We start from the raw sequence: 26417 nt of genomic DNA, 5'->3' as shown, positions 1-26417 counted from the left end.
AGAGGCCTGAAAAAATGGCCTCTCGGGGTATTTTACTATTTAGCGGGGGCGTTGCTCTTTTGTTCTTCGTTTGCCTGGCGGGTCATTTCCTTCTCTCTTTTCGGAGAGCTCAGGAAAAGGGAAAGAATCAAGGCTACAAAGGCAAGAGCAGTGCTTCCCATAAAGGCCCACTCAAATCCGACTACCTGCGCCATCTGTGGCGCGGCTTCTGCGGTGGTCGATGCATCAGGCTGATACTGCTGGGCACCTAAGGCGACAAATGTCACCAAAAGGGCCGTACCGATAGAAGCGGAAATCTGCTGCAGCGTATTTGCCATAGCCGAGCCGTGGGCGTACCATTTCATCGGCAGCTGGTTTAATGCTGATGTCATGACCGGCATCAGCGCGCAGGCGAGCCCGAACATACGGATTGCATATATAATGGTTAAATACGTAAACGACGTTTCAAGCGAAAGGTTCGTAAACATAAAGGTAGTGATGGTGACAATGGAAAGGCCGGTAATTGCGAGCCATTTTGCGCCAAAGGCATCAAACAGACGGCCTGTAATCGGCGACATAATCCCGATCACAATTGCTCCCGGCAAAAGCATTAAGCCGGATTCCAGCGGTGTAAAGCCTAACACGTTCTGCATGAACAGCGGCAGGAGCGTTTCTGCTCCTATTAATGAAACCAACACAGCCATAGTGATACCGATGGCGAGGCTGAATATCTTAAACTTAAACACCCGGAATTCGAGCATTGGCGACTTTAACGTGAACTGACGCCAGATGAACAATCCGATAATCAGGGCGCCGGCAATCACGGCAGTAAGAACGACCGGGCTGCCCCAGCCGCTTTCTGAAGCCGTTCCGAAGCCGTACAAAAAGGAGCCAAAGCCAAAGGAAGAAAGAATGATGGACAATACATCAATCTTCGGGCTGCCCAGTTCGGTTACGTTCTTCAAAAAGATAGCCCCGGTAATGATCGTCAGTGCGACGATTGGAAGCACCGTAATAAACAGGGCTCTCCATGGAAAATGCTCGAGTAGAAAACCCGATAGCGTCGGGCCGATAGCGGGACCAAATGAAATAACGATCCCGATCATGCCCATCGCTGTGCCGCGGCGTTCCACCGGAATAATGGCCAGAAGTACGGTCATTAACAGCGGCAGCATAATGCCGGAGCCGGAGGCCTGGATGACGCGTGCAAAAAGAAGCACGGGAAATGAGGGAGCAATGGCAGCGATAGCGGTACCAATACCGAATAAGCCTATAGCGGTCAAAAACAGCCCTCTGGTTGTAAAGCGTTCAATTAAAAATGCAGAGATTGGAATCATAATACCGTTTGTCATTAAGAAGGCTGTTGTCAGCCACTGAACGGTTCCCTGGGTAACCCCGAGGGCGTCCTGAATGGAAGGCAGGGCGGTGGCAAGCAATGTTTCATTAATAATTCCCATAAAGGCACCAAGCAGCAGGGCAATAATCATAGCTGCCTTCTGCCCAGTGGGGATGTCCCAAGATGAAGAACTCATAGTACGTGTTTCTCTCCTTTCCATGCGCTCCATTTTGCACTCAGCTTCTGCGTGTGCGTATGGAGATCCGCGTGGTGCTGCAGCTGATGCAGTAAAGCATCGATCAAAAATTCCCTTGGTATTTCTGCCTTGAACTCTTCGTAAATCATTTCCGTGGTCTGGAGCGTTTTTTCAGGCAGGTCGCCCTGCGTGTGCCGGGCTTTTACAAACAAAAGCAGTGCTTCGGCTTCGCAGCGGATGCTTTCCATACCCTGTATGGGCTCGTCTCCTCCAGCCCATCCTCTCGGAAGCTGGGGATGTAGATCGCTGTCATCCTTAACAATGGAATGAAGCCTCTCGACAATGAATGCAGATAACTGGTTCAACGGCAGGGCGGAAATATGCCAGGTCATAAGGGTTAAATAGGAATGCATGATTCCTTCGAGAATAACAGCCAGATCACTGACGTAAGGGCGCACACGGGGGCCGAAGGCTTCCAGTAGCGATTGTTCATGCCATTCCTGAAAAAAGCGGCGCATACGGTTTAAGTAGTTGGAAATTTTGTTTTCCGTATGAGGAGGAAATTCTGTGAAAAGCATCTGAAACAGCGGGCGGTACTCCGTGAATTTCTCCAGCTCGATGCGTATTTTCCCCTCAAGCCGCTTGAGCTCCGGCTCATGCTGCGTTCCCTGATAGTTTTCGGCCTCGTGAAGCATGTTTTCATGCACTTTGCGGAGCAGCTCTAAAAGCATCGTTTCCTTGGAATCAAAATGCTTATAGAAGCCGCCTTTGGAGATACCGCAGGCCGCTGTGATGTGCTGGATGGAAGTGGAGTGAAACCCCTGCTTCACAAACAGCTGCAGAGCTGCTTCCAAAAGCTCATCCTTACGCTCTGTCATGCAGTTTTTGGCCTCCTTTTGACTCTGTGGTTACTTTTGGTGAACGTTTAGTCACAAGGAGTATCGTAGCATTTGCCATGTAGAGAATCAAGTAATGAGCTTAGAGATTTTGATAAAAAAACCTGCCGGCAGTCCGGCAGGTTTATGTGTCTAAATAATCGACACCACGCTCTGTAAGCTCTTTTGTACCACGGCGCAGATGAAGATATACGATCAGCAGCGCAAGCCCCGCAGCAGTCAGAATCCCTCCGGCCCCCAGCAGGCCGATCCATTGCCAGGGGGCTGTGTCCCATAAGGGGAGAAAAGCCGGCTCGGGGCTGGCCCATTTTGACTGAAGGGAGAGGCCGGCACTTAGAAGCATCCAGGTGGGAACGAAAAAAAGCAGAAGGTACAGAACGTTGAGAAAGAAGGATACCACGCCTGTGTCGAACCGCACCCGCTTTTGCGGGTTTTTTTCGTCGTATGTTCCGCCAGCTGCCCCGGCCCAGACGCCTGAAGCCGCGGCAACAGCCGTGAGGGAAAGCGTCAGCACAAGTCCGGCGAAAAATAGTACAATGTTCCACCCAAAGAGCAGAAAGGCGATCAGCTCAAGTGCTGCAATGGCCGCTCCTGTCATAACCCAGTGAGCCAGAAACTTCCCCAGGACAATCTGCCGGGGATCTATAGGAAGCGCCCGCAGCATCCAGCGGGAGTCCCCCTCCCGCCCAAACGCAGCTGCGGCAAACTGCTGCAGGCCGAGCAGGATGGCCGGGCCGAGCATCACGTGTACACTGCTCCAGGCAGAGGCGGGATTTGCCCATGGGGAAGCAAGAGCCGAGTCGCTTCCAAAAAAATTAATGAACATTAAAATAAGAATAAGGGCGAACGTGAAGCAGGTGGTCCATTCCTTAGGGTTTCTCTGCACGGCCCGCCATTCTTTAAGGGCAATGGCATAGGGAACAGGGCGGGCTGCCCCGGGCCGGGTCGATTTGATTTTGTTTCCCACGGGTTCGGTGGCCCGCTGCCAGGAGGAGAAATAGTGTTTCTCCACGAACCAGAGAGAAGCGAGGCTTATAATTGCCAAAGCCCCAAGGCAGGAAGCTGTATAAATGATACCGGCGCCTTCCCCCTGAAAGGAAGCGAAAAGAGCGGCTGCCACGGGCTGCGTGGGGAGCCAGCGTGGAGCTTCTTCAATAGTAAGGGAGGTGCTGTCGTTTTGCATAATGATATTTGGCATCTGCGCAGCCAGAATAAACAGGGCTGCAGATATGAAACTGATTATCGTAGTCAGCTGCTGGGCACGCTGGGCCGGCAGAATATAAACAAGAAACAGATTCAATAGAAATGCGAGGCCCGCTCCAAAAACAGACAGTCCCAAAAAAAGAAGAGCAGCGGCGGGAAAAAACAGAAGGTGAGCTCCGGAAACGGCCCCGATAATAATACTCAGACCGGTTAATAATAAAAAGGAAAGCAGGGGAAATCCGGCCCATCCGGTGAAAAACTGCATGGCAAACAGGTGCCTCGAACGGATGGGAAGAGTGAATAAAAACTCAATATCCTTTGAACCAAACAGTAATTGAAAGGTGCGCGGCATGGTCACAAAAGTGATAACAGCAAGGGTGCTCAGCAGCAGGTAAACGACGGCTGTACGTAAGCTTTCCGCAGAGAAAACATCCCCAGCGGAAGCTGCGCCGAGGCCAAAGGGAATTATCATAAATAGGGCCAGTGCTGTAAGAGTGATGTATAATATTTTGCGCCCGGAAGGGAGAGCCTCGTACTGATGGCGCATGGTTTTTTTCTGATAATACCAGAGCGTTTTTATCACGGAACCTCTCCTTCAGGATCTTCGGCTTCGTGCTGCTCTGTCATGCGGAGAAAGACATCCTCCAGAGAGCCTCCGGCGTGACTGGCGTGCTCCTGTTTAAGCTCCCCGGGGGTGCCCGTCTGCAGAAGCCTTCCCTGGTGAATGATTCCAACCCGGTCACAGAGCTGATCAGCAACGTCGAGCATATGAGTGGAAAAAAAGACGGCAGTTCCGTCTGCCGCTGTTTCGCGCAGAATGGCCCGAAGGTCGCGTGAGCTCTTCGGATCGAGCCCGACCGTAGGTTCATCGAGAAAAATAACAGCCGGCTGGTGGATCAGGGCTCCGGTTAAAGCTATTTTCTGCTTCATGCCATGTGAATATGTCTCCATTAACCTGCCGGCGCTTTCTGTTAAATCAAATCGGTGCAGCAGCATGTTTGCATGTTCTATCCATATGTTTTTATCGAGGTTAAACACAGAAGCAATAAACTGAAGAAATTCCCACCCTGTGAGCTTTGGATAAATATCTGGTTTATCGGCCAGATAGGCAATCTGCTGCTTTGCTTCAAGTGACTGGTTTTTAATCGATTTGCCGTGAATATAGCCATCCCCGCTGCTCGGTTCAAGCAGACCGGCGAGCATTCGCATCGTCGTTGTCTTCCCGGCCCCGTTTGGTCCGAGAAAGCCGAATATTTCGTGAGCATGGACCTCGAAATTCAGTGGGTGGACCGCAATGGAGTTCTTAAAGTGTTTTGTCAGCTGGTTGACTTCTACTGCGGGAGAATCATGCATGTCGGGCCCTCCTTTGTATGATATGCTGTGGGCAGATGAACAGACACATTCATCATAAATGATATAGAAAATAATGGAAATAATAAAAGCGCGCACCGTGTAAGGAGGCAGAGGGCTGAAATGACCTATGAAGAACTGGCGGATAGACTGGATCGTACGCCTGACGGTGAAATGATTGGTTTTTTGATGGTGCCCAAGGCACACCGGAAGCAACAGAAAAAAGTGAACAGCTATTTAAAGGAACGCTATGCTGCATCTGATTCCGATTCCTTAAAGGACATTGTGGAGCATTTTTGTGAAGAAAACCTGGAAACTGGGGAAAGCCGGGAAATTGAGTTTTATCCAACGGAAAAATTAACATAGCCAAACGGGGGAGACGCATTGAAACCAAAAACAGTGATGAATCTGGCCACGCTTATTAACGGCATTGGCGTATTATTATTTATTTTAGCCAGTGTGCCGAACTGGATTCCCGCGATTTTATGTTTGTTTGGGTGCACGCTGCTCGTGTTTCGCAAGCAGGCAGCAGACTGGTGGAATAAAAACATTGCTAAAGAACCGGAGCAATGAAGGCAGCTGCGCTTGAGCGGCTGCCTTTTAGGTTCACGCTGTACGGGCGTAGGTCCATTTGCGCCACAGATATTCCATGGGCCCCTGGGAAAATTTTTTCAGATACCAGTGGCTGCCGGCGAGCTGAATAAAGTAAATGAGTAACGCTGCAGTAAAACCGCCAGTAACAGAAATCTCTCCGAACAGCCCCAGACCGTAGCCATGGAACAGGAGAACAGCAATAACCGTCTGCAGCAGGTAGTTCGTTAAAGCAAGTCTCCCCATGGGAGCGAAAGGAAGCAGAAAGCGGCACAGGCCTGGTTTTTTTGCAGCCAGCACAAAGGACGACACGTAAAACAGCATCATCACCGGTCCGGCCAAATAATTCAGGCCCTCTCCGAGTCCGGTGCTGAGGCCGCCGGGCAGGGTTATCCATTCCTGCTTAAATGCTGTGACCAGAACATTCAGGATAATGCCAAGCCACAGGCTGTGCAGCCAGAGACGCTTCCATGACTTCAAATGAGCTTCAGCTTCTGTAAACATGCTCCGGCGTCCAAAATAGAAGCCGAGAAGAAATAACCCAAGAATGAAGGGGAGAGAAAACGGAAGCTGGAGCAGGACGAATATGACTTCATTACTCAGCCGGTAGGATAAAATATCGCCGTAGGAGCCGTTTGCCATGACAGAAATGCCGGAGGTAACGGACTGCCGGGCAGAAGACCCGGGATTCATTGAGGCGGTGCCCGCGGAGGCTGCAGTTAAGAGAAGCGTCATAAAGAAGCCCGAGGCAAGGATCAGTCCAAGAGCCCACGCTAAAACTGCTTTACTGCTTCTATGGGTGAACATAAGCAGAAAGAAGCCGGTCACTGCATATAGATGAAGAATATCGCCTGACCATAAAAAAACGAGATGAATCAAGCCGATAAACAGCAAAAAAAGAAGCCGGCGCTGAAAAATCCGGTCAGCGGGAAGGTTTTTTTCCACAAGCCGTTTGTAGAACATATAAAATCCGAGCCCGAATAAAAAAGAAAACAGGGGATAAAATTTTCCAATCACAAAAAAGTCCAGCAGCGTATTAATCGTTTGACCGGCCGCTTTGGTCTCCGTCAGGCTGGTATTTACCATGTCTGCGTACTGGCTGAAGCCTAAAGCTTTAAAGGCAGCCATGTTTGCCAGTATAATGCCGAGCAGGGCAAAGCCTCTTAGCATGTCGATAGTATGTATACGTTCTTGTAGAGATACTGCCTGGGCCATCTGATGTCCTCCTTCGTAGAAACTGGATCCAGTATATCAAAACTACGTACAGAGGGAGAGAAGGTTGCGGTAATTCCTTAAAGAAAGATTACATGGGAAAAAATGAGGGTAGTAAAGAAGTATGGTAGACATGTTATTTCTCTACAGCTCTGCATAACGTTAAAGAATACAGAGCTCTTTATTGATAAGTAATCATCAGTCGGAAATAAATACAGAAAGGGAGCGATACATTGAGAACGATAGAAATTAATATATATGAAGATGAAATACACGGCACCGTTGATGAAACACATAAGTTCACGTTCAGAAAAATGGCAAACCGGTCCAAAAAAACATTCCCTTTTGGTTTATTTAAAGGCCATGCAAAGGAAAATTCGAATGCCGCTTATCTTGAGATCTACCAGGAAGAACAGCGGATGTTTTACTGGGAGCTTGAAGATTTTCAGGACAAGGACTCCCTTGTGTTTACCCGGGAAGGGCTGCTTGAAGAAGGGGAATGGAAGCCGGAGGAACTGACGCTTGAAGGTCTCCGTGTAGAATTCTACGAACCAAAATTATAGTACTTCGTACATAACAGGAAACAGCTGCTAAGACTAATACCTCTACGTCCTTGTTATGGTAATTCTGACATTTTACCACTATTTGGGAGGGGTTTCATGCTTGGTTTTTTGATTGGACTGCTGATTGGAGCTGTTTTTTCTTCCGTGATTTTCTTCATAAAAACACGGCGGACCATGCGTGTGCAAGGTCGGCAGCAAGCTGTTCACCGGCTGCTCGCCAGGGAACGCAGAAATCGTTTTGATGTACGGAGTATGAGGTAGATACAGGAGAAGGGCCGGCGCTGAAAAAGTGTCCGGCTTTTTAACTGGGCTTTTTTAATAAACACGCAGGTTAAACGCAGATTATTAAAATTAAATGATTGAACGAAGCGCCGGAATGGGAATGTAATAATAGGATATCATTTGTCAAGGTGATATTTGTGGGCACAACGGCCGGCCTTCCCGGGGAGGTAGGCCTTTATTTTTCAATTAATACATAGATCTTTTTCCAGGGTCTTTGAATATAACCGGTGTACACACTATGAGGAGGAGAGGACAATGGCGGAAAATCACTCAGGTGAAGATCTCCAGGAACAACAGAAGCATTTGGGAAGCTACCTCGGAAAATTATTACGGGATCACTTTGGGAAGGGGCCTGAATCGGTCTACGTCAGCATTGATCCTCATTGCATCGTAATGCACATCCGCAAATTTCTGTCCCCGATGGAACAGGTGATCATGGGGCAGAGAAACCAGGAAGCTGTGGAAGAGCTTCGGGAGACCATGATGGAGCAGATCCTTCCGGAAGTAAAGCATTATCTTTCAAGGATTGCAGATATAGAGGGCTGGGAGTTTTACTTTGACTGGAATATCGAAAACCGCTCGGGCATGATTACTGCCTTAAATTCACAGGAATTGAAAACCAAAAATGAAAAGAAACGTCCGGAATATATCGAAAACATTAAAAGAAAAGTGAACGATGTCAGTGCCAAAACAGAAAAAATTCCTGACGATATTGCAATGTATCAAATTAACGAGCGGACATTGATTGCGGCTCGGACAGGCATCTTAATTCTGATCGAAAAAGAATTAATCAGCCTGGGGCATGGAGCAAACCTGAAAACCGCGAAGCGCCATCTGGAAAAGCAATTGTTAAACGAGATACGCTTTGATAAGCTGTTTGGAGCGAAGGTACATGATATTTTCGTGGACTGGGATTTTTATAACGATACAAGCGTTGTAGTATTTGTTACGGACCCCGTATCAGCGGCAGAATAGCTTTATAGGTTATGTAAAAGCCAGACCGGCATCCGGCCTGGCTTTTTTGTATACCCGCCGGGTCAGCGGACGACGGTTTCACTTTGGGCTCCCCGGGCTAGACGTTTAACAGTACCGAGCATCAGCAGGCCGCTGCCCTCTGCGCTCAATGGATAGCCGAGAGGAACAGTGCGGCGGAGCAGCTGGGCATACATCTCCGGTTCGGAAATGCGCCGGCCAAAGCCTTCTTCCGCCCAGTTGGTTACAAGGGCAAGAGCGCCGGAAACGTGAGGAGCTGCCATGGAAGTGCCGCTCAGCCTGGTGTAGGAGCTCCCCACATACGTAGATAAAATCGAAGCCCCTGGCGCTGTGAGATCAATTTCGTCGTTGGTATTTGTAAACGGGGTCAACTCACTGGAAAAGTTCACCGCCCCGACCTGAATGACTTCATTATAAGCACCCGGATAGGCAAACTCTTCAGTATCGACGTTCCCGTCTCCTTCATTTCCAGCGGCACAGACAACAGCAATATCGGCCGCAACGGCTTCTTTAATGGCCTCGTGCAGCTCAGGGACGTCCTTGGGACCGCCGAGGGACATGCTGATTACACGTACCCGTTCTCCGTTAGTGCCCCGCCAGGAAACCGCGTAGCGGACAGCCTCGATAATTCCCTGCATGCTCCCGCTTCCTGATCCGTTCAGTGCTTTTAAAATCAGCAGTCCGGCTTTAGGGGCAACGCCGACAATACCAAGGCCATTCTTGGCAGCGGCGATAGTGCCGGCCACGTGAGTGCCATGTCCGTTATTGTCTTCAAAATTTGCTGGGTCCCCCAGGTAATCCCTGGTGAAGTTGAGCCCGCCGATAATTTGATGCTGCAGATCAGGGTGATCCGTCTGGCAGCCGGTATCAATGACCGCGACAACATTGCCTGCGCCCTGAGATGTTTCTTCCCACTGCAGCGGTGCTTCGATCATTTCTACACCAGCCGGTACGTAAGATGTGACAGAAGCATCGCTTTCTTTTCGGAACGGAACTAAAGATACATAACTCATAATAATGCCTCCTCATCAGGATGTAATAGCGTTTCCTGTTATGAAAAGGCATGATCAACGGAGAAAGTAAACCAGTAAAAAATCAATTTGCCCGAAATACACTTTTACGCTGCCCGCACCTCATGCACTCATAGATAAATTTGGAATTGATATCCGGGTCCCGGCCAATGGCCTGGTATTTATGCAGTTGAATGCGGCAGAGTAAGCTTCTTTCTGTGCTCTTTTTATTAGAAATGAACAAAAGCAGCAGTAAACCAATAAGAAATATTAAGACAGCGAAAATATAACCATTTTCGTGTCGGATTAATAGATACCCAAAAAGCACGAGACTGATAATAATGAGTGAAAATCCCAGAGAATAAAGTTTTTGAAGCATAAATATCACTCCAATAAATAAATTAATGGAAAATTATTATCGGTTATCAAGCCGGCTTTTCTGCCGGTCCGCCACGTTTAGCCATGAAGAAATACGTTGCAAGGGCTAACGCGCTCATCAAAAAGATAGTCAGCCCCATGGGAATGGCCGTATCTTCGCCGGCAATCCCAACCATAGGGGCGGTAACAGCACCGAGCACAAACGGAAGAAGACCTAAGAGTGCTGAAGCGCTGCCGGCAATATGGCTCTGGGTTTCCATCGCAAGAGAAAACGACGAGGTGGCGACAAAGCCGATAGAGGTAACAAAAAACAGAATAGGCAGTACAATGCCCCAGAGCGGTCCTTCAAAAATAACGACCACAAGCAAAGCGAGTCCGGCGACAAAAGCCATCACAAGTCCGGATTCAAGAAATATTTTTTCAGGAATGACGGAAGCAAAGCGGCCAACCATAAACGTGCCAAGCAGAAGACCGAGTCCGTTTAACCCAAACAGAATACTGAACACCTGTGGGGATACACCGTATATATTTTGATAAATAAACGGAGTGCCGGCCACATAGGCAAAAATACCGCCGATCATAAAGCCCTGGGATAGAGCGTACCCTGAGAACTGCCGGTCTTTAAGAAGAGATAGAAAATTACTGAAGGTAGTGCTGAGATTGCTCGGCACCCGTTCTTCCACAGGAAGCGTCTCGCCTAAACGGAACACTGTGACCAGCAGCAGAATAGTACCTAGTACAGACAGGGTCAAAAAGATTCCGGGCCAGCTGGTGAAAAGGAGCACTCCGCTCCCTATGGAAGGGGCGAGCAGCGGCACAAGGTTATTGACGAGCATCAGCAGGGCAAACAGCTTTGTGAGTTCAGCCCCGTTGCTGACGTCCCGGACAATTGCCCGGGAAATAACGAGTCCGGCTGACGCAGCAAAGCCCTGTATAAAACGACCGGCGATCAGGATGAAAATATTCGGCGCAAAAATACAGGCGGCTGACGCAGCAATATAAACGATTAGAGCGATAATCAGCGGCCGGCGCCGACCGTACACGTCACTGAGAGCTCCGGCAACGAGCTGGCCAACCCCGAGCCCGAGCAGACAGGCTGTCAAGCTCAGCTGTACGGTAGAGGCACTGGTTTCGTAGGAGTCGGTAATATCAGGCAGGGCGGGGAGGTACATATCAATAGTCAAAGGAATAAGTGCTGCAAGTGCTCCAAGCAGGATAACAAAACGGGCCCGCTTGAATCCGGTTAATTGGTTCATATGTAGACCGCCTTTCTAAGCGAAGGTATGATTGAAGGAAAAGCTTAAACCTGCTTCAGCTTAACTAAAAAAAGAAGAGATGGAAAGTTTTTTGCCCATACTCGTAAAAATAGACCATGTTTACAAGTATAATTTTTTTGGAAATAAGGTGTATGATCCCGCTTCTCCGTTATAATAAAGATAGATAATAAGGAGGAAGGCTCGATGAAAGCAAAATTAAAACACTATGCTCTACGGCTGACAATTACGGTAAGTGCCGCGTTCCTGATTCTGATGCTTTCCCGCTTTTACCTGCACCTCAACCCCGAGGATGTGAAAGGATGGATGGAAAGCATCGGATTTTTAGGACCGATTGTTCTGCTGCTGTTATTTGCGATCCGGCCGTATTTGCTGATTCCATTGCCCGTGGTCGCCATAGCTGCCGGTTTTTTGTTTGGACACTGGCTGGGCGCCCTCCTTATTTTTCTTGGAGCCGTTCTCGGCGCTTCTGTTTCTTTTTTTACAAAAAGACGCAAGGCGGGAGATTTAAATTTAGATAAGAAAAATATGGAGGAGCTGGACAAAATCAAGGAAGAGCTTGAGGAGCACGGCTTCAAATTTTTATTAATGCTCCGGCTCATTCCGGTGCTTCATTACGATTTATTAACGTCCCTCAGCGCCCGGATGGACGTAGGCTGGCGGCAGTACCTGGGTGCAACTCTGCTCGGAACCATACCAAGAGCCATTCTGCTTGGCTTTTTTGGCTCGAGTATTCTTTCCTTCGAACCAGTGAAAATGATTATTCTGGGGTCGGTAGCGCTGATGATAGCTGTGCTCGGCTACGTACTTAAACGAAAAATTGAGGACGAATTTGATACCGAAGAGCTAATAGAAGAAACAAAACAGATGCAGCCGCCGGTATAAATACACCCGGTTCGCAGAAGAAAGGAGAGCAAAGCATGGATTTGAAGCTTGCAGGAAAAACAGTGCTTGTACTGGCGTCAAGCCGGGGGCTTGGAAAAGCATCGGCCGCCGCATTTGCAAAGGAAGGTGCTGACATCGTGATTACGGGCCGCTCGGAGGAGAGCCTTAGAGAGGCGGAAAAAGAGCTTTTGTCTTTGAGCGGCCGCGGCCGGGTGAGCTATTATGTGTGCGATATTACGAAAGAAGTGGAGGTAAAGGCGCTTGTTGAATATACCGTGGAAGCGTTCGGTCCGGTCGATGTGCTCGTTAATAACGCCGGTGGTCCTCCTGCCGGCACGTTTGATGATTTCGATGACGGGGACTGGCAGAAGGCGTTTGACTTAAACCTGATGAGCTTTGTTCGTGCCATACGTGCAGTACTGCCTTCAATGAAGCAGAGCGGGGGCGGCCGGATTGTTAATATTACGTCTTCTTCGATGAAGCAGACGCTGGATAATTTGATTTTATCGAATACATTCCGGGCCGGCTTGATGGGCCTTGCCAAAGGTCTGTCCCAGGAGCTTGCTCCGCACGGTATTCTCATTAATTCCATTGGGCCCGGAAAAATAGCGACAGACCGGGTAACAGAGCTCGATGGAAGAAAGGCTGAACAAATAAATAAGAGCGCTGAGGAGGTGCGCAGTGAATCAGAAGCAGCGATCCCGCTTGGACGCTATGGGCAGCCGGAGGAGTTTGCGGCTCAGGTCGTTTTTTACGGCTCCTTTGCCAACACCTATGTGACCGGCCAGACACTGCTCGTGGATGGCGGCCTGATAAAGGCTCTGTAAAGCGAAAAAGTTTATCCTCTTCGCTGCCGGATAATGTTTAGGCCATTTTTCATCAGAAGAAGCCCTAAAGAGAAAACAGCCGGAAAACCGGGCGCAGCTTTCCGGCCTTTGCTCAGCCGGACGAGCTGGTGGTTGTACCATGCAAGCTCCATAACCCCCAGATTGTCAATAAGCGGAAGACCGGTTTTGGCAGGTTCAGTCCGGGGAACCGGGGCCTTTGAAAGAAGCCTGGCCGGGTAGTCCGGGTATACAGCCATTGGTCTTGCCAGACCAATGAAATCGGCTGCCCCTGACTGGAGCGCGCTGTCCATCGCCGGGCGGGTCCGGAAGCCTCCGGTTAAAATCACCGGTACTTCTGTAGTCTGCTTCAGGCTTTCAGCATATTCCAGGAAATAAGCTTCACGCTGAAGCGTAGAAGCAGAAGCATTTTTTCCGAATAATTCCGGGCGTTCGTAAGTGCCCCCGGAAATTTCAATCATATCGGCTCCAAGGCGTTCGAGCTCTTTAATTACATATTGGGATTCTTCCTCGGAGAAGCCGGCTTTCATAAAATCTGCGCTGTTAATTTTTACTCCAACAGGAAATTCCGGCCCTGCGGCTTCGCGGACAGCGTAAAAAATTTCACGTAAAAAGCGGAAGCGGTTTTTAATCGAGCCACCCCATTCATCGGTGCGCTGATTATGACGGGGGGAGAGAAACTGGCTGATTAAATAGCCGTGGGCGGCGTGAATCTGGACGCCGGTAAAGCCGGCGCACCTGGCCAGGGATGCGGTATGGGCAAACTGCCGGATGATCTTTTCTATTTCTGGATGGGTTAGCGCCCGGGCGCTGGGAAAGAAGCGCTGGAGCCCTGATTCAAAAGGTACAGCAGAGGGGGCGACGACTTCACGTGCAACGCCTTTTGGCACCTGCTTGCCCGGATGATTGATCTGCATCCATAAATGGGTGTCATTATGTGTGCCGGCACGGGCCCAGGCTTGGAACAGGCCAAGCTGCTTTTCGCTTTCAAGCACGACATTGCCCGGCTCCCCAAGCGCCTGCTGGTTGATCATCACGTTCCCGGTAATGAGTAACCCCGCGCCTCCTTTGGCCCAGGTATGGTAAAGCCGGAAGATGTCAACGTCCGGCATATGAGCCTTTGTGGCGAGTCCTTCGCTCATGGCTGATTTAACGAAGCGGTTTTTAAATGTTACATTTTTATTATGTAATGTAAACGGGGAAGCGGTAGTGATGTCTGTCAACGTGATCCTCTCCTTACTCTCCGGATGGATGAAGAAAAAAATGAAGCGGAGCGCGTAACAGAAGCGCTCCGCTTGTTTTATTACTGGCCGTGGGAAATAACAATTTTGCCGAAGAAGTTTTGGCTTTTCAGGTGGCGGTAAGCCTCCTGGGCCTGTTCAAATGGATAGACCGTGTCGATCACCGGTGTCAGCTGGTGGGCAGCGATGGCGCGGTTCATGGATTCGAACATATCCCGGCTGCCGACACCAATCGTTCTTGTGGAAGCTTTTCCGAAGAGATCGTAGTAATCGATTTTGTCCCCGGTTCTTGTGAGCACGCCGATTAAAGCTACCTCCTCGCCGGGGGCGACTGCTTGAATCGATTGATGAAACGAAGCAGGACCGACCACTTCAACGACACGGTTTACGCCGCCGTTAGAAAGCTCTTCCGCCCGTTTTCCCCACTCCGGTGTATCATTGTAGTTGATGATGTCGTTAGATCCGAGCTCCTGCAGCTTGTCCTCTTTCCAGCTGCTCGAAGTAGTGGAGATAACGCGAAGGCCGAGAATTTTAGCGAGCTGCACGGCGAAAACGGAAACGCCCCCTGTGCCAAGCGTCAGCACCGTGTCTCCCGGGCCGGCCGGAGAAGGACCGTGCAGAGCGTTCCAGGCAGTTACCGCCGCGCATGGAAGCGTTGCTCCCTGCTCGTACGTAAGATGGTCAGGCAGACGAACAAGCTCCTCCGGATTGATTACTTTATAATCCGTCAGCCACCCGTCGCTGTGCGTGCCATACGGCTGCATATAGGAAGGACGCTTGCCGCCGAACCATTCCCGGGTGAAGTTGCCGGCAACCCGGTCTCCGACACGGAAGCGGCGTACATCTTCGCCTGCTTCAACAATTTCCCCGGCGCCGTCTGACAGCTGCACGAGATTTTCCCGCAGCTCCCCCGGATAACCGCCTTCGATCATAGCGAGGTCCCGGTAGTTTAAGGAAGTGGCTTTCACGCGGACAAGCACCTCTCCCCGCTGCACCTGCGGCATAGATTCTTCGGTCATTTCTAAATTTTCTATGCTTCTCGGCTCACGAAGCCGAAAAGCCCGATTTTGTGCTGGTGCCATTGTATAGCCTCCTTAAATGTCTGGACTCCTTACTGTTCATTCCCTGGGGAGCGATTTTTTAAAAGAGACGGGCGGGATTTTAAGCAAAAAGTTATACTGAAAGCATGACCGGATATTTTTCTGTGAAAAACAGGAATGTTATTACGTTTAATAAAGAAGAAGTCAGATCCTGCTAAAAAGGAGGTCCGTCGTGCGGAAAAACACAGAGATGACCGAAGTGGAAAATGTGATTGTGCACAAAGCAGCAGAATTCCAGGGATATACCATTTTATTTTCGATCCACGGCCAGCGCTTTCAATTTTTAATAGCAGACGGGAAGCCATTATTTCCGTTAAATGTTCTTCATACATTTGCTGAAAAAGATGTATGCAGCCAGTGCGGGAAAAAGGTGCTGCAGGTGCCGGTGGGCCAGCAGATATGCAGAGCCCTTCAGCACAGGAAAAAAGAACTGCTCGCCTATATGGAGGAGCATTTCCTGTGGGGGCCGGCAGGACATATTTAATTACAGCAGGAGGATTGGTATGTACAAACTAATAGCCATAGACATGGATGGAACGATGCTGAATGACCAGCATGCCCTGACGCCGGAGGTGATTCGCGCGGTCCGGGAAGCAAAAGCAGCCGGCATCAAAATCGTACTGTGCACCGGTCGGCCGCTCCCAGGGGTCCAGCGTTATGTTGATCAGCTGTCCCTTCGGGAGGAGGGGGACTATATTGCTGTATTTAACGGTGCGCTTGTCCAGGAGACATTCACCAGCCGGGTCGTCAGCCAGCTCGATATGCTGTACGAGGATGTTAGGGAGCTTGAGTATCTGAGCCGGGAGCTGCCCATAGCGATGCAGTACTTTAGTGAAAAGTATATTTATACTCCGCAAAGAGATATTGATAAATATACGGTACTCGACGCTTACCTGAATAATATCCCTTTGCGCGTGCGTACGCTTGAAGAGGTCGGGCGCTCTGTGGCACTTGCGAAGGTGATGTTTGTCGGCGATAAAGAAGACATTGACCGGACAGAGCTTTTACTGCCGGAGAAAATTAAAGCCAGAAATGAAATCATGCGCAGTACGCCGCATTTTTTGGAATTTCTTCATCCAAAAGCAAGCAAGGGCAGCGCAGTGATGGATCTGGCGGCACGGCTCGGCATCGTCCGGGAGGAAGTGATGTGCATTGGGGATAACGGCAACGATTTATCTATGATAGAGGCAGCGGGGTGCGGGGTGGCGATGGGAAATGCCATTCCGGAAATCAAGGCAGCAGCTGATATTATTACATCCACAAACAATGAAAACGGAGTGGCAGAGGCAATCAATAACGTACTGCTGCAATCCCGTTAAGCAAAAAGCCTTTATTCCGTCCGGAATAAAGGCTTTACTTTTATTTCCCGGGAAATCCGGGTTATTCGAACGGATAGCGGAAATTCCACTGCCGCCGGGATTCGTCCATCAGTGCCATCACATCAGAAGAGTATTGCAAAAGAGAGGCATAGTCCCGGCTGGAAACGCACCTTTCCATTTCCCGGATTTCATAATGCAGAGCCTTTGCCGTCTCGCCCTCGGCAACGCGCTCGGTTTCTCCGTTAGTGTATTCGATGAGTGCTTCATCGGCGCGGGGGAAGTTGTCGACCGTAATTGATCCTTTATCGCCGGCAATAATCCCTTTTTTAGGAAGTTTGGAGCTGAAGGAAAGCTGGACTGTCGCCATCTGGCCACGGCTGTTTTTTAAAACGATGCCCGACTGGTCGTCGACACCGCTTTCGGCCATTTCTCCAATGGTTGTTACATCCTGCGGCTGCTCCTGAAGGAAAAAACGGGCAAACGACAGGGCATAGACGCCAATATCAAGCATCGCGCCCCCGGCAAGGTCCGGGTTAAAGAAGCGGTTGGTGGTGTCATACTCTTTAACAGTACCGAATGTGACGTTAATAGAGCGCACGCTGCCGATTACCCCGTCCGCGATTTTTTGCTGCAGCATTCGGTGAAGCGGATGATAATACAGCGTCACTGCTTCAAGCAGCACCAGGTCCCGGTCTGAGGCAAGCGCCGTCAGTTCATCGAGCTGCTGCTTGTTAACGGTAATAGCCTTTTCACAGAACACATGCTTCCCGCTTTCGAGACACTGCCTGGCAATGTCATAGTGATTCGTATGGGGAGTCGCGATATAGACGATATCAAGTGCTTCGTCTTCGAGGAATTTGTCCAGCGAGTCAAACGGATGCCCGGCGTTAAAATCACGTGCAAAGCTTTCGGCTTTATCCATCGCGCGGGAGCAGACGGAATGAATTCCGCCGTGCTCATCATTTAATGCTTCAGCAAATTTTCCGGCGATATTGCCGGTGCCGATAATGCCCCAGTTAAAGCTCATATGCGTCACACCTTTTCATTTAGTAGCTTACCCGGCTATTATACCCCAGCCGGCGAATTATAAGGGGATAATTTCCAATTTGAACAGGACAGGAGAATGTTATTTTGCCTGCTTCTGTTTGATTTTATGATACGTATCCTCCTGGCATATGACGAAAAGCTGCGCATCCTCCGGAATACGTTCGTCGAGCTTATGATTGATGTTTAAATCATCGTGGTCTGATACGAGAGTGGCTCCTTCTTCAAGCAGATCCATATAAGCTTCGCGGTACGTCCCCCAGGAGGGGCGCTTAGGTATTTCATACAAATCCTCCCCGTGCCTCTTCGACAAAAGCTGGGACACAATCCTTGAGGTGCCGCGGCTGAAGGCGGAACGGACGGCAAGCTGTGAAATCATTTCTGAGCTGACGATGAATTCATCCACCTCCACATGGGTAAAGTTGTGAATATTATTTCGTTCTTTGACCTCTACGATGGTGTAAATGTCTTTAAAGTGTCGCTGGATGCTGGTGGCAATTAATAATGATTTGCCGTCGATGTAAGAAGGGTCATGGATATATTCACCGTTGATGGTAATTTCATTAGGGAAAATAAATACCGCCCGGGCTTCACTGATATTTGCCTGCTCCAGTACCTCTTTGTCGACCGGGTTGCCGCGAACGTAAAACAGGCGGTCGTGGTGGTAGGGGGTTTCTTCATACTGGTCAATAAGCACAATCTCAATATTTTTTTCTGTATTTAAAATTTCCTGAATCGCAATTTTCGCGTGCTTGCTCCAGTCCGCAATTACAATATGATCTTTTCCGTTATACTCCAATTTTCCCCGCTCCTTTCGGCGGTTATACACATATATAAAATCAATAATTTTACTGATCACAATCGAAATCAGGCCGATGCCGACTAAATAAAGAAAAATGCCGTACAGTTTCCCGGGTACGGTATCCGGCACGTAATCGCCGAAGCCGACAGTAGTTACAGAAGTCATCACCCACCAGAAGCCGTTGAAGGGGCTGCCGAATTCCTCAGGCTCTATGTAGTAAATGGCAAAGGAGCTCCCTCCGATCACCAGGGCAGTAATCATAAAAATAACGGCTGTATTCACATTAACCAGACGTTCAAACAGCTTATTAAAAAACATCCCGCGCCCCCTTCCTGCTAAAGTACTATTACCCATCTTAAAGCGTTAAAAATCCAAAATTTCAAGGTAAAAATTTTAGTAAAAACTTTATTTATGTCTGGTTTTCCACTATACTGATGAAAAGAGTGAAGGAGGCTGTGCCATGGATGCAGTGGTAATGAAGGAGTTTGAACAACAGTTTTCCCGGCAGGCGGAACGACTGTTTTTCGCCCCCGGCCGTATTAACGTCATTGGTGAACATACAGATTATAACGGTGGATTTGTTTTTCCGTGCGCGATTACAAACGGGACGTATGCAGCAGCGGGAGGGCGAAGCGACCGGCAGCTGCGATTTGTGAGCGGTAATTTTTTAAACGAAGGAATGATAACGCTGTCACTGGATGATCTGTCGTTCCGGCAGGAGCATGATTGGGCGAACTATCCGAAGGGGGTATTTGCTATTCTGGCAGCAGAAGGCTATCAATGCGAAACCGGCTATGATATTTATTTTTCCGGCAATATCCCAAACGGGGCCGGCTTATCCTCATCAGCTTCGATTGAACTGGCGACAGCTGTGCTGCTAAACGAATGGGAAGAGTGGGGGCTTTCCATTAAAACCCTTGTCCGGTATGCCCAGCGGGTGGAAAACGAATACATTGGCGTTCAGACCGGTATCATGGACCAGTTTGCGATTGGATTTGGCAAAGACGGACACGCCATGCTGCTTGACTGTGGAACGCTTGAATATGAATACGCACCGCTTCCAACAGAAAAATATACCATATTGATTATGAACACAAACAAATCCCGGGAGCTCGCCGGCTCAGCATATAATGAGCGCCGGGCCGAATGTGAAGAAGCTTTGGCAGAAATGCAGCAGCACCGGGACATTAGGAGCCTTTGTGAGCTATCGGTGGAGGAATGGAACGACCTCAGCGGGGAGATTAATAATGAAACGGTCCGGAAAAGAGCCCGGCACGTGATTTACGAGCACGACCGGACAAAGCAGGCAGCAAAAATGCTGGAAGCGGAAAATTATGAAGCGTTTGGCCGGCTGCTTAATGAGTCACACCGGTCGTTAAAGGAAAATTATGAGGTGACCGGCCTTGAGCTCGACACGCTGGCCGAAACCGCCCAAAAGCAGCCCGGCGTGATTGGCGCCCGAATGACTGGAGCGGGCTTTGGCGGCTGCGCGATTGCTTTTGTGGAGCATGAACAGGCGGAGGAGGCAGAGAAGAGTGTTGCAGCAGTTTATGAAAAAGCGACAGGCTTCAAGCCTTCATTCTACAAAGCTACCGCCGGCGGGGGAGCCCGGGAGCTGGCACGGGCAGGGCAAAAGTAAAGGAAAGGAGAGGTGCTATGGCCATGCAGGTGGATACAGTCCTCATGTCGCTCGTCGACTGGGCAGAAGAAAATAAATTAATTCATGCAGAGGATAAGATGTATGCACGCAATCAGCTGCTGCGGGAGCTTCATCTCGAAGCGATGGACGAAAATGCAGCTGTCGAATCAAAGCCGTTTGAGGAACTGCTCGGGCAGCTTACTTCCTATATGGTGGAGACAGGGATCTTGGAGGATCTGCTCGACAAGCGGGAGCAGGCTAAGGCAGACCTTATGAATATTTTCCTTCCCCGGCCTTCTGACATCCAGCGGACCTTTGAGGAAAAATACCGCCGGGATCCGGTTGAAGCAACCGATTATTTTTATTGGCTGAGCCGGTCCTCCAATTACATTCAGATGGACCGGGTGGCTAAAAACATTCATTTCCCGTACACGTCTTCCTATGGGACGATCGATATTACGATTAATTTATCCAAGCCGGAAAAAGATCCGCGTGATATTGAAGCGCAAAAGCAGAAGAGTACCACGGTGTCGTACCCGAAATGCGTCCTGTGTAAAGAAAATGAAGGCTATCCAGGGCGTATCGGCCATCCGGCCCGGTCGAATCACCGGTTAATCCGGACAGAGCTTGAAGGGGAAACCTGGTATCTGCAGTACTCTCCGTATATATATTACCCGGAGCATTCCATTCTTCTCAGCGAATACCACCGGGATATGAAAATCAACCGGGAAACCTTTATCCGGCTGCTTGGATTTGTAGAACAGTTTCCGCATTATTTCATGGGCTCCAATGCCGATCTTCCGGTGGTGGGCGGGTCCATTTTGTCCCATGATCACTACCAGGGGGGAAGGTATACCTTTGCCCTGGAAAAGGCAGAGCCGGAAACCGTTTTTGACGTGCCGGATTATCCGGGTTTAACTGTGGAAATTGTTCACTGGCCGATGAGCGTTCTGAGGATTCGCTCAGAGGAGCAGACAAGCGTTATTGAGGCTGCAGAATCGGTCCGGAAAACGTGGCAGAATTATACCGATACGGAGCTTGAGATCGAAGCTTACTCCGGCGGAGAACCGCACAACACGGTAACACCGATTGCACGGAAAAACGGGAGGAGCTGGGAAATGGATATAGTGCTGCGCAACAACCGGAAGACAGAGGAGCACCCGTACGGCCTGTTTCATCCCCACGAGGAAGTGCATCATATCAAAAAAGAAAACATTGGGCTGATTGAAGTCATGGGACTGGCGGTTCTTCCGGCAAGGCTGCTCGGTGAACTCGATCAGATCACTGAATTTGCCGCCGGGCTTGAAGAGAAGGTCCCCGCCCAGCACGAGGAGTGGGCTGAAGAGTTGCGCAGTAAGCTTCAGGGAAAGCCGAAGGCTGAAGCGCGGCAGGAAGTCGAACAGGCTGTGGGCAAAAAATTTATGGAGGTTTTACATCATGCGGGTGTGTTCAAGCAGGACGCCGCCGGACACCGCGGATTCCGCCGGTTTTTGGACTCGTTGCCCCTCGGGCTCAAAGAAAAATAAAAGGAAGCTGATGATATGGCAACGATAAAGGACATCGCAAAAGAAGCCGGCGTGTCAATAGCGACCGTCTCCCGGGTACTGAACTATGACGACACGCTGTCGGTAGCGGAAAGCACAAAGCAGCGCATTTTTCAGACTGCCGAAGCGCTGAACTATACAAAGCATGCAAAACGCAAGCAGGCTGTGCAGGCGATTACCATCGTTTACTGGTATACCGAACAGGAAGAGCTCGAGGACCTGTATTATCTGTCGATCCGCCTGGGTATTGAAAAGCGCTGCGATGAGCTGGGCATCCGGGTCCGGCGCCTGCTGCTCGAGGAGTTTCTCGAGCAGGAGAATGCCGAAAGCCAGCCGGTCATTGCCGTAGGCAAATTCAGCCCGGCACAGGCGGAGCGTCTGCAGCATGTGAGCACGCAGCTCGTCTTTGTGGATTCCAGTCCGGATGGAGAGACCTTTGACTCTGTTATTGCCGACTTTCAGCGTGTGACGGAAAAAGTCCTTTCGTATCTCTGGGAGCTTGGCCATACACGTATCGGCTATCTTGGCGGGAGGGAGTCCTACCTGTCAGAAACAACGACGATTGCGGATGCGCGGGAAGAGACCTTCCGCCGGCTGATGGCTGAAAAAAACGATGACGCTTCCCCGTGGATGCGAACGGGCCGGTTTACTGTTCAGGACGGCTACGAATTAACAAAGAATGAATTGGCCGCTGAGGCCGAAGAAACGAGACCGACAGCATTGTTTGTGGCAAATGACACGATGGCCGTCGGATGTCTGCGTGCGCTTCATGAAGCGCAGATCAAAGTGCCGGACGATATGAGTGTAGCGAGTGTCAATGACGTCAGTGTGGCGAAATTTGTTTATCCGCCGCTTACGTCGGTGAAGGTTTACACAGAGGTGATGGGGGAAACGGCAGTGGATCTTCTGCTTGAGCGGCTTGATGGCCGGAGAACGGTTCCCAAAACGGTGCTTGTGGCGACTGAACTGAAGAAAAGAGAAAGCTGCGGCAGGGCTTAAATTTTTTATGCAGAAAACATATTTCTATTGCCTCAAAAGGGGTATAAAATATAAGTAAGCTTTCCATCAATCAGAAAAGGAGCGTGTACGATGAGTGCGAAAAGAGTATTGATCGTGGCCGGTGATGCCGTGGAAGCGCTGGAGGTGTATTACCCGTATTTTCGGTGCATGGAGGAAGGATTTCATGTGGATCTTGCAGCAGCCAGTGTCAAAAAGCTGCATACGGTAATTCACGACTTTGAGGACTGGGAAACGTATACGGAGAAGCCGGGGTATGGCATTGAAGCGAATGTCGCTTTTGAAGGCGTAAATGCTTCTGATTACGATGCGCTGATTATTCCGGGAGGAAGAGCACCCGAGCACATCCGGATGAACAATGACCTGCTTGAAATCGTGAAGCATTTCTTTGAAAAGGATAAGCCGATTGCGATTATGTGCCACGGAAGTCTCGTGCTGACCCCGATCGCAGAGGTGGCAAAGGGAAGAAAAATGACCGCTTACCAGGCCTGCAAGCCGGAAGTGGAGAGCATGGGCGCAGAATATATCAATGAAATGGATTATGTGGACAAAAACCTGGTTTCCGGGCACGCATGGCCGGATCTGCCTGCCATTATGCGGGAGTTCGTGAAACAGGTGAACGATGCCCCGGTAACAACGTAGGACGGGGTTCGAGCCGGCCGGCTGTTCAGGCCGGCTTTTTTTAATAGCTGTTCATGCTAAAATGGTGATGGATTACATAGAAGAAAAGAGGACTGGAAATGACAGAAGCTGTTTTACTGCTGCTTACAGGCATCTTTGCCGCTGCGTGCGGTTCGCTGGTCGGCCTCGGCGGGGCGTTTATTATTGTGCCGATCCTCGCGCTTTTTTTTCCGATGCCAGCCTCGGATATTGCAGGAACCTCGATGGCTGTTCTTTTGTTTACCGCTATTTCAAGCACGTGGACGTATTCGAAGCAAAAACGGATTGATTATAAAAGCGGCATCTATTTTGCGCTTGCCATGATGCCGGGTGCAGTCTTTGGCGCGTGGCTGACCCAGTTTTTTGATACGGATACATTTTATACCGCCTTTGGCATCTTTTTATTCTGCATGGCCCTGTTCCTTTTGTTCCGGCCGAAAAACAAACAGCAAAGTGCCGGCAGACCGACCACCAGGCGGACATTTACAGATCTTACCGGCCATACATATGAGTACTCATACAATCGGTGGATTGGCCTGTCGATTGCGCTGGCTGTCGGCGTTATTTCAACGTCGTTTGGTGTTGGGGGAGGCTCTGTCATGGTGCCGACCATGGTGATGCTGCTTGCTTTCCCGCCCCATATTGCGACGGCGACCTCGATGTTTTTGATGGTGCTGTCGGCTGCGGTCGGAACGGCGGCGCATGCCTGGTTCGGCCACGTTCAGTGGGATAGCGTGCTCTGGCTCGCGATTGGGGCTGTAGTAGGCGGCCAGATTGGTTCTGCGCTTGCGGCGAAGCTGCCGGGAGCTATTATTCTGCGTGTGCTGGCCATCAGCCTCGTCATCGTTTCATTAAGACTGATTTTCGGAAGCTCATAAAAATAATCCCGGCTCTCGTATCGAGCCGGGATCTTTGTGCTGTTTTACTGGTCTTCTTCCGTGTGGAAATGGGAAACGATAGTATTCAATTCCCTGGCCATCATATTCAGCGCTTCTGCGAGAGCGTCGATTTCTTCTACCGCGTGAAGCTGCGTTTCCGAGGCTGAGGCTACGTTTTGGGAGGTGCCGGCATTGTGTTCAGAAATTGCCGAAATCTCGTCGAAGGAGGCAGTGATTTCCTGAGAGCTTGCCGCCATTTGCTCCGAAGTTGCTGCCACGCCTTCAAGGCGCAAGCTGACTTCGTTCGTGTAATCTGAAATTTCCTGAAAGGCAGCCTTAGCCTGCCCGGTCATCTTCAGGCCATCCTGAACCTCGCCGGTGACCTGTTCCATGGAGACGGCGGAGTCCTGAATCTCTGTTTGAATCGTAGTAATAATCGAAGCGATCTGGGAGGAAGAATCCCTGGACTGCTCGGCAAGCTTGCGGACTTCTTCGGCGACGACAGCAAATCCTTTCCCGTGCTCTCCTGCCCTCGCCGCTTCAATAGCAGCGTTCAAGGCGAGCAGATTGGTCTGCTCGGAAATGGCCGTGATGACATTTAAAATGTTTTCAATTTCCCGGGAGCGGGCGCTCAGCGTCTGGTTCACTTCATTGGAACGTTCGACGGAGGTATGGATGGAGCGCATTTTTTCCAGCGCCTCGCTCATCGTTACGAGGCCGCCGTTCGCTTTTTCTGTCGTCGAGGCTGCATGCTCGGAAATAGAGGTCGTACTGCCCGCCACTTCCTGGACGCCTTTGGAGACTTCCTCCATGGCACCGGCGCTTTCTTTAATGCTTACTGACTGCTGCTCTGAGCCTGAGGCTACCTGCTGCAGGGAGGCATTGACTTCGGTAATGGCCCGGCTGGATTTATTGGAATTTGATAGAAGCTGTTCAGATGAGTCCTGAAGAAGACGGGAGCTCATATCAAACTGGCCAATCAGCTCCTTCAGTCTGGTGCTCATCCGGTTAAAATGCATGGCAAGCTGGCCGATTTCATCCCGCTGATTCAGCCGAATGTCCTCACCGGTTAAATCATCATCGGCTACCTGCTTCACCCGGGCGGTGATTAAGCGAATTGGCTTTGTAATACGCCCGGCGATCAGAATGGCAGCACCAATAATCAGCAGGGCTGCCACGCCGATAATGGTAAGCACTGTCCACTTCAGGCTGTTTGTTGCTGCGAGGACTTCCTCCATTGGCGTCAGAAAGAAAATTTTATATCCTGCTTCCTGAACCGGGGAGGCGGAGACGAGCAATTGTTCACTGCCGTTATCGATTGTTGTGGAGGAGGCTTCCTCCTGCTCCTGGGCAAGCAGTCCCTGCCATTCACCGCTGATATCAGCCTGGCCCACCGGCTGGCCGATAAGATCCTCCTGCGGATGAAGCTGAATCACGTTTTGGTTGTCCACGAGAATAGGTACAGCACTGTTTTCCTCTCCACCCCCTGTATAGCGCTCCATTAAAGCATCAAAATTAACAGACGCAGACATGACGCCGGTGATATCCCCATTGGAGGCGGTCACCGGAGACGCCACGACTACGATGCGGTTTCCGGTAGAGTTGGAGTTAAGGACGTCGGAGATTGTAGTCTCGCCGTTCATCCCGTTCTTAAAATAGTCTCTGTCGCCGAGGTCGAGTTCCCCGATATTTTCTTCGGTGGTATGTGCCTCCACGATTCCATCTGTGCCGGTAAATACGACGGTTTCAAATGTCTCATCGCGTTCAATGATCTGATTCATCAGGCTGAGGCGGGTATCGGTATCACCGCTGCTCATATCCTGCGTGCCCGCAGCGAGTACAATTTCATCAAGCCGTTTGACGAGCCAGCGGTCCATTTCGTTCGCCGCAGCTTCAGATGCCATGGTCAGTTTTTCTTCTTCTTCGGCCACTACGACACTGCTGCTTTCCTGAAAGACAAAAAAAGCGACAGCCACAGCCGGAAGCAGGCCAATCACTAAAAACCATATGAGTAATTTTTTTCGAAGATTTGGCTGTAATAATTTTTCTTTCACGTTCATCCACTCCCCAATATGTAAACGAATACCTTCTTTTATTCATATCGGATAAATGGAAAAAAAGTGAAGCTTTTCAGGAAAGCAGCCTGAAGGAATATCGGTCGCTGCCATGCAGGTAAAGGA

General features: G+C 50.0%; 25 protein-coding genes. 13 read left to right on the top strand and 12 right to left on the bottom strand.

Translation table 11 applies throughout. The annotated features are described in order from the left end of the window. Positions 1-35 precede the first annotated feature (35 nt). From SIC45_RS14880 to SIC45_RS14865, 4 genes are all read right to left on the bottom strand, one after another. Positions 36-1511 (bottom strand): MDR family MFS transporter, encoded by a 1476-nt coding sequence (locus SIC45_RS14880; RefSeq protein WP_319632758.1) that lies wholly within the window; start codon positions 1509-1511, stop codon positions 36-38. Further along, positions 1508-2389, bottom strand: coding sequence for a TetR/AcrR family transcriptional regulator (locus SIC45_RS14875; protein WP_298786585.1), 882 nt, complete (start codon positions 2387-2389; stop codon positions 1508-1510). The genes SIC45_RS14880 and SIC45_RS14875 overlap by 4 nt, the downstream gene beginning before the upstream one ends. 142 nt (positions 2390-2531) lie before the next feature. Continuing rightward, a complete protein-coding gene (locus SIC45_RS14870; RefSeq protein WP_319632757.1) occupies positions 2532-4193 on the bottom strand; it encodes a putative ABC transporter permease subunit in 1662 nt (553 codons plus the stop codon). Then, positions 4190-4963: an ABC transporter ATP-binding protein gene (locus tag SIC45_RS14865; RefSeq protein WP_319632756.1), complete on the bottom strand. Its 774-nt coding sequence runs from the start codon at positions 4961-4963 to the stop codon at positions 4190-4192. The genes SIC45_RS14870 and SIC45_RS14865 overlap by 4 nt, the downstream gene beginning before the upstream one ends. 120 nt (positions 4964-5083) lie before the next feature. Between SIC45_RS14865 and SIC45_RS14860 the strand changes: the two genes are divergently transcribed. Together SIC45_RS14860 and SIC45_RS14855 are read left to right on the top strand one after the other, a co-directional pair. Beyond that, complete coding sequence (locus SIC45_RS14860; protein ID WP_298786579.1) at positions 5084-5326, top strand: hypothetical protein; 243 nt, start codon at positions 5084-5086, stop codon at positions 5324-5326. Positions 5327-5344: 18 nt separating this feature from the next. Beyond that, complete coding sequence (locus SIC45_RS14855) at positions 5345-5533, top strand: hypothetical protein (RefSeq protein ID WP_298786577.1); 189 nt, start codon at positions 5345-5347, stop codon at positions 5531-5533. A 33-nt stretch (positions 5534-5566) separates the two neighbouring features. On the opposite strand, the gene SIC45_RS14850 is transcribed toward SIC45_RS14855, so the two are convergent. Further along, positions 5567-6766, bottom strand: a complete 1200-nt coding sequence (locus tag SIC45_RS14850) for a DUF418 domain-containing protein (RefSeq protein WP_319632755.1) — start codon at positions 6764-6766, stop codon at positions 5567-5569. A 230-nt stretch (positions 6767-6996) separates the two neighbouring features. Between SIC45_RS14850 and SIC45_RS14845 the strand changes: the two genes are divergently transcribed. Together SIC45_RS14845 and SIC45_RS14840 are read left to right on the top strand one after the other, a co-directional pair. Continuing rightward, positions 6997-7326: a hypothetical protein gene (locus SIC45_RS14845; RefSeq protein ID WP_319632754.1), complete on the top strand. Its 330-nt coding sequence runs from the start codon at positions 6997-6999 to the stop codon at positions 7324-7326. 537 nt (positions 7327-7863) lie between these two features. Then, positions 7864-8583, top strand: coding sequence for a Na-translocating system protein MpsC family protein (locus SIC45_RS14840; RefSeq protein ID WP_319632753.1), 720 nt, complete (start codon positions 7864-7866; stop codon positions 8581-8583). Positions 8584-8645: 62 nt separating this feature from the next. Here SIC45_RS14840 and SIC45_RS14835 read toward each other — a convergent pair whose 3' ends face one another. Both SIC45_RS14835 and SIC45_RS14830 read right to left on the bottom strand, forming a co-directional pair. After that, complete coding sequence (locus tag SIC45_RS14835; RefSeq protein ID WP_319632752.1) at positions 8646-9614, bottom strand: S8 family peptidase; 969 nt, start codon at positions 9612-9614, stop codon at positions 8646-8648. A gap of 422 nt (positions 9615-10036) precedes the next feature. Next, on the bottom strand, positions 10037-11245 hold the full coding sequence (locus SIC45_RS14830) for a multidrug effflux MFS transporter (RefSeq protein WP_319632751.1): 1209 nt from the start codon (positions 11243-11245) through the stop codon (positions 10037-10039). Positions 11246-11449: 204 nt separating this feature from the next. Between SIC45_RS14830 and SIC45_RS14825 the strand changes: the two genes are divergently transcribed. Beyond that, positions 11450-12148, top strand: a complete 699-nt coding sequence (locus tag SIC45_RS14825; RefSeq protein WP_319632750.1) for a TVP38/TMEM64 family protein — start codon at positions 11450-11452, stop codon at positions 12146-12148. A gap of 35 nt (positions 12149-12183) precedes the next feature. Next, positions 12184-12975: an SDR family oxidoreductase gene (locus tag SIC45_RS14820; protein ID WP_319632749.1), complete on the top strand. Its 792-nt coding sequence runs from the start codon at positions 12184-12186 to the stop codon at positions 12973-12975. A gap of 11 nt (positions 12976-12986) precedes the next feature. Here SIC45_RS14820 and SIC45_RS14815 read toward each other — a convergent pair whose 3' ends face one another. Continuing rightward, entirely contained in the window at positions 12987-14216 is a 1230-nt protein-coding gene (locus SIC45_RS14815) for an NADH:flavin oxidoreductase/NADH oxidase family protein (protein ID WP_319632748.1), read from the bottom strand. 80 nt (positions 14217-14296) lie between these two features. Next, positions 14297-15316, bottom strand: a complete 1020-nt coding sequence (locus SIC45_RS14810) for an NAD(P)-dependent alcohol dehydrogenase (protein WP_319632747.1) — start codon at positions 15314-15316, stop codon at positions 14297-14299. A gap of 190 nt (positions 15317-15506) precedes the next feature. Between SIC45_RS14810 and SIC45_RS14805 the strand changes: the two genes are divergently transcribed. Then, positions 15507-15818 carry a hypothetical protein gene (locus SIC45_RS14805; RefSeq protein WP_298786556.1) on the top strand — a complete coding sequence of 104 codons (312 nt, stop codon included), beginning with the start codon at positions 15507-15509 and terminating at the stop codon, positions 15816-15818. Between the two features lie 19 nt (positions 15819-15837). After that, the gene (gene yidA, locus SIC45_RS14800) at positions 15838-16653 is read left to right on the top strand and encodes a sugar-phosphatase (RefSeq protein ID WP_319632746.1); all 816 of its coding nucleotides are present in this window, start codon (positions 15838-15840) and stop codon (positions 16651-16653) included. A 61-nt stretch (positions 16654-16714) separates the two neighbouring features. Here yidA and SIC45_RS14795 read toward each other — a convergent pair whose 3' ends face one another. Then, complete coding sequence (locus SIC45_RS14795; RefSeq protein ID WP_319632745.1) at positions 16715-17680, bottom strand: Gfo/Idh/MocA family oxidoreductase; 966 nt, start codon at positions 17678-17680, stop codon at positions 16715-16717. A 99-nt stretch (positions 17681-17779) separates the two neighbouring features. Then, positions 17780-18817, bottom strand: a complete 1038-nt coding sequence (locus SIC45_RS14790) for a potassium channel family protein (RefSeq protein WP_319632744.1) — start codon at positions 18815-18817, stop codon at positions 17780-17782. A 142-nt stretch (positions 18818-18959) separates the two neighbouring features. Here SIC45_RS14790 and SIC45_RS14785 point away from each other — a divergent pair, with 142 nt between their 5' ends. The 5 genes from SIC45_RS14785 (at position 18960) to SIC45_RS14765 (ending at position 24237) form a co-directional block, all read left to right on the top strand. Further along, positions 18960-20138 carry a galactokinase gene (locus SIC45_RS14785; RefSeq protein WP_319632743.1) on the top strand — a complete coding sequence of 393 codons (1179 nt, stop codon included), beginning with the start codon at positions 18960-18962 and terminating at the stop codon, positions 20136-20138. Between the two features lie 17 nt (positions 20139-20155). After that, a complete protein-coding gene (locus SIC45_RS14780) occupies positions 20156-21664 on the top strand; it encodes a UDP-glucose--hexose-1-phosphate uridylyltransferase (RefSeq protein ID WP_319632742.1) in 1509 nt (502 codons plus the stop codon). 15 nt (positions 21665-21679) lie between these two features. Beyond that, positions 21680-22681 carry a LacI family DNA-binding transcriptional regulator gene (locus SIC45_RS14775; RefSeq protein WP_319632741.1) on the top strand — a complete coding sequence of 334 codons (1002 nt, stop codon included), beginning with the start codon at positions 21680-21682 and terminating at the stop codon, positions 22679-22681. 90 nt (positions 22682-22771) lie between these two features. Further along, entirely contained in the window at positions 22772-23341 is a 570-nt protein-coding gene (locus SIC45_RS14770) for a DJ-1/PfpI family protein (RefSeq protein WP_298786544.1), read from the top strand. 98 nt (positions 23342-23439) lie between these two features. Continuing rightward, complete coding sequence (locus SIC45_RS14765; protein ID WP_298786542.1) at positions 23440-24237, top strand: sulfite exporter TauE/SafE family protein; 798 nt, start codon at positions 23440-23442, stop codon at positions 24235-24237. 44 nt (positions 24238-24281) lie between these two features. Here SIC45_RS14765 and SIC45_RS14760 read toward each other — a convergent pair whose 3' ends face one another. Continuing rightward, the gene (locus tag SIC45_RS14760) at positions 24282-26291 is read right to left on the bottom strand and encodes a methyl-accepting chemotaxis protein (RefSeq protein ID WP_319632740.1); all 2010 of its coding nucleotides are present in this window, start codon (positions 26289-26291) and stop codon (positions 24282-24284) included. Between the last annotated feature and the right edge of the window lie 126 nt (positions 26292-26417).

It is taken from the genome of Marinococcus sp. PL1-022 (genome assembly GCF_033845285.1).
Lineage (GTDB): Bacteria > Bacillota > Bacilli > Bacillales > Marinococcaceae > Marinococcus.
The sequence above is the reverse complement of the archived record's forward strand: the minus strand, read 5'-3'. Positions and strand labels throughout refer to the sequence as shown.

Coding starts and splice junctions, on each gene's coding strand:
- SIC45_RS14880 (WP_319632758.1), bottom strand. CDS start 1,511: ATGAGTTCTTCATCTTGGGACATCCCCACTGGGCAGAAGGCAGCTATG.
- SIC45_RS14875 (WP_298786585.1), bottom strand. CDS start 2,389: ATGACAGAGCGTAAGGATGAGCTTTTGGAAGCAGCTCTGCAGCTGTTT.
- SIC45_RS14865 (WP_319632756.1), bottom strand. CDS start 4,963: ATGCATGATTCTCCCGCAGTAGAAGTCAACCAGCTGACAAAACACTTT.
- SIC45_RS14860 (WP_298786579.1), top strand. CDS start 5,084: ATGACCTATGAAGAACTGGCGGATAGACTGGATCGTACGCCTGACGGT.
- SIC45_RS14850 (WP_319632755.1), bottom strand. CDS start 6,766: ATGGCCCAGGCAGTATCTCTACAAGAACGTATACATACTATCGACATG.
- SIC45_RS14840 (WP_319632753.1), top strand. CDS start 7,864: ATGGCGGAAAATCACTCAGGTGAAGATCTCCAGGAACAACAGAAGCAT.
- SIC45_RS14835 (WP_319632752.1), bottom strand. CDS start 9,614: ATGAGTTATGTATCTTTAGTTCCGTTCCGAAAAGAAAGCGATGCTTCT.
- SIC45_RS14830 (WP_319632751.1), bottom strand. CDS start 11,245: ATGAACCAATTAACCGGATTCAAGCGGGCCCGTTTTGTTATCCTGCTT.
- SIC45_RS14825 (WP_319632750.1), top strand. CDS start 11,450: ATGAAAGCAAAATTAAAACACTATGCTCTACGGCTGACAATTACGGTA.
- SIC45_RS14820 (WP_319632749.1), top strand. CDS start 12,184: ATGGATTTGAAGCTTGCAGGAAAAACAGTGCTTGTACTGGCGTCAAGC.
- SIC45_RS14810 (WP_319632747.1), bottom strand. CDS start 15,316: ATGGCACCAGCACAAAATCGGGCTTTTCGGCTTCGTGAGCCGAGAAGC.
- yidA (WP_319632746.1), top strand. CDS start 15,838: ATGTACAAACTAATAGCCATAGACATGGATGGAACGATGCTGAATGAC.
- SIC45_RS14795 (WP_319632745.1), bottom strand. CDS start 17,680: ATGAGCTTTAACTGGGGCATTATCGGCACCGGCAATATCGCCGGAAAA.
- SIC45_RS14790 (WP_319632744.1), bottom strand. CDS start 18,817: ATGTTTTTTAATAAGCTGTTTGAACGTCTGGTTAATGTGAATACAGCC.
- SIC45_RS14785 (WP_319632743.1), top strand. CDS start 18,960: ATGGATGCAGTGGTAATGAAGGAGTTTGAACAACAGTTTTCCCGGCAG.
- SIC45_RS14780 (WP_319632742.1), top strand. CDS start 20,156: ATGGCCATGCAGGTGGATACAGTCCTCATGTCGCTCGTCGACTGGGCA.
- SIC45_RS14775 (WP_319632741.1), top strand. CDS start 21,680: ATGGCAACGATAAAGGACATCGCAAAAGAAGCCGGCGTGTCAATAGCG.
- SIC45_RS14770 (WP_298786544.1), top strand. CDS start 22,772: ATGAGTGCGAAAAGAGTATTGATCGTGGCCGGTGATGCCGTGGAAGCG.
- SIC45_RS14765 (WP_298786542.1), top strand. CDS start 23,440: ATGACAGAAGCTGTTTTACTGCTGCTTACAGGCATCTTTGCCGCTGCG.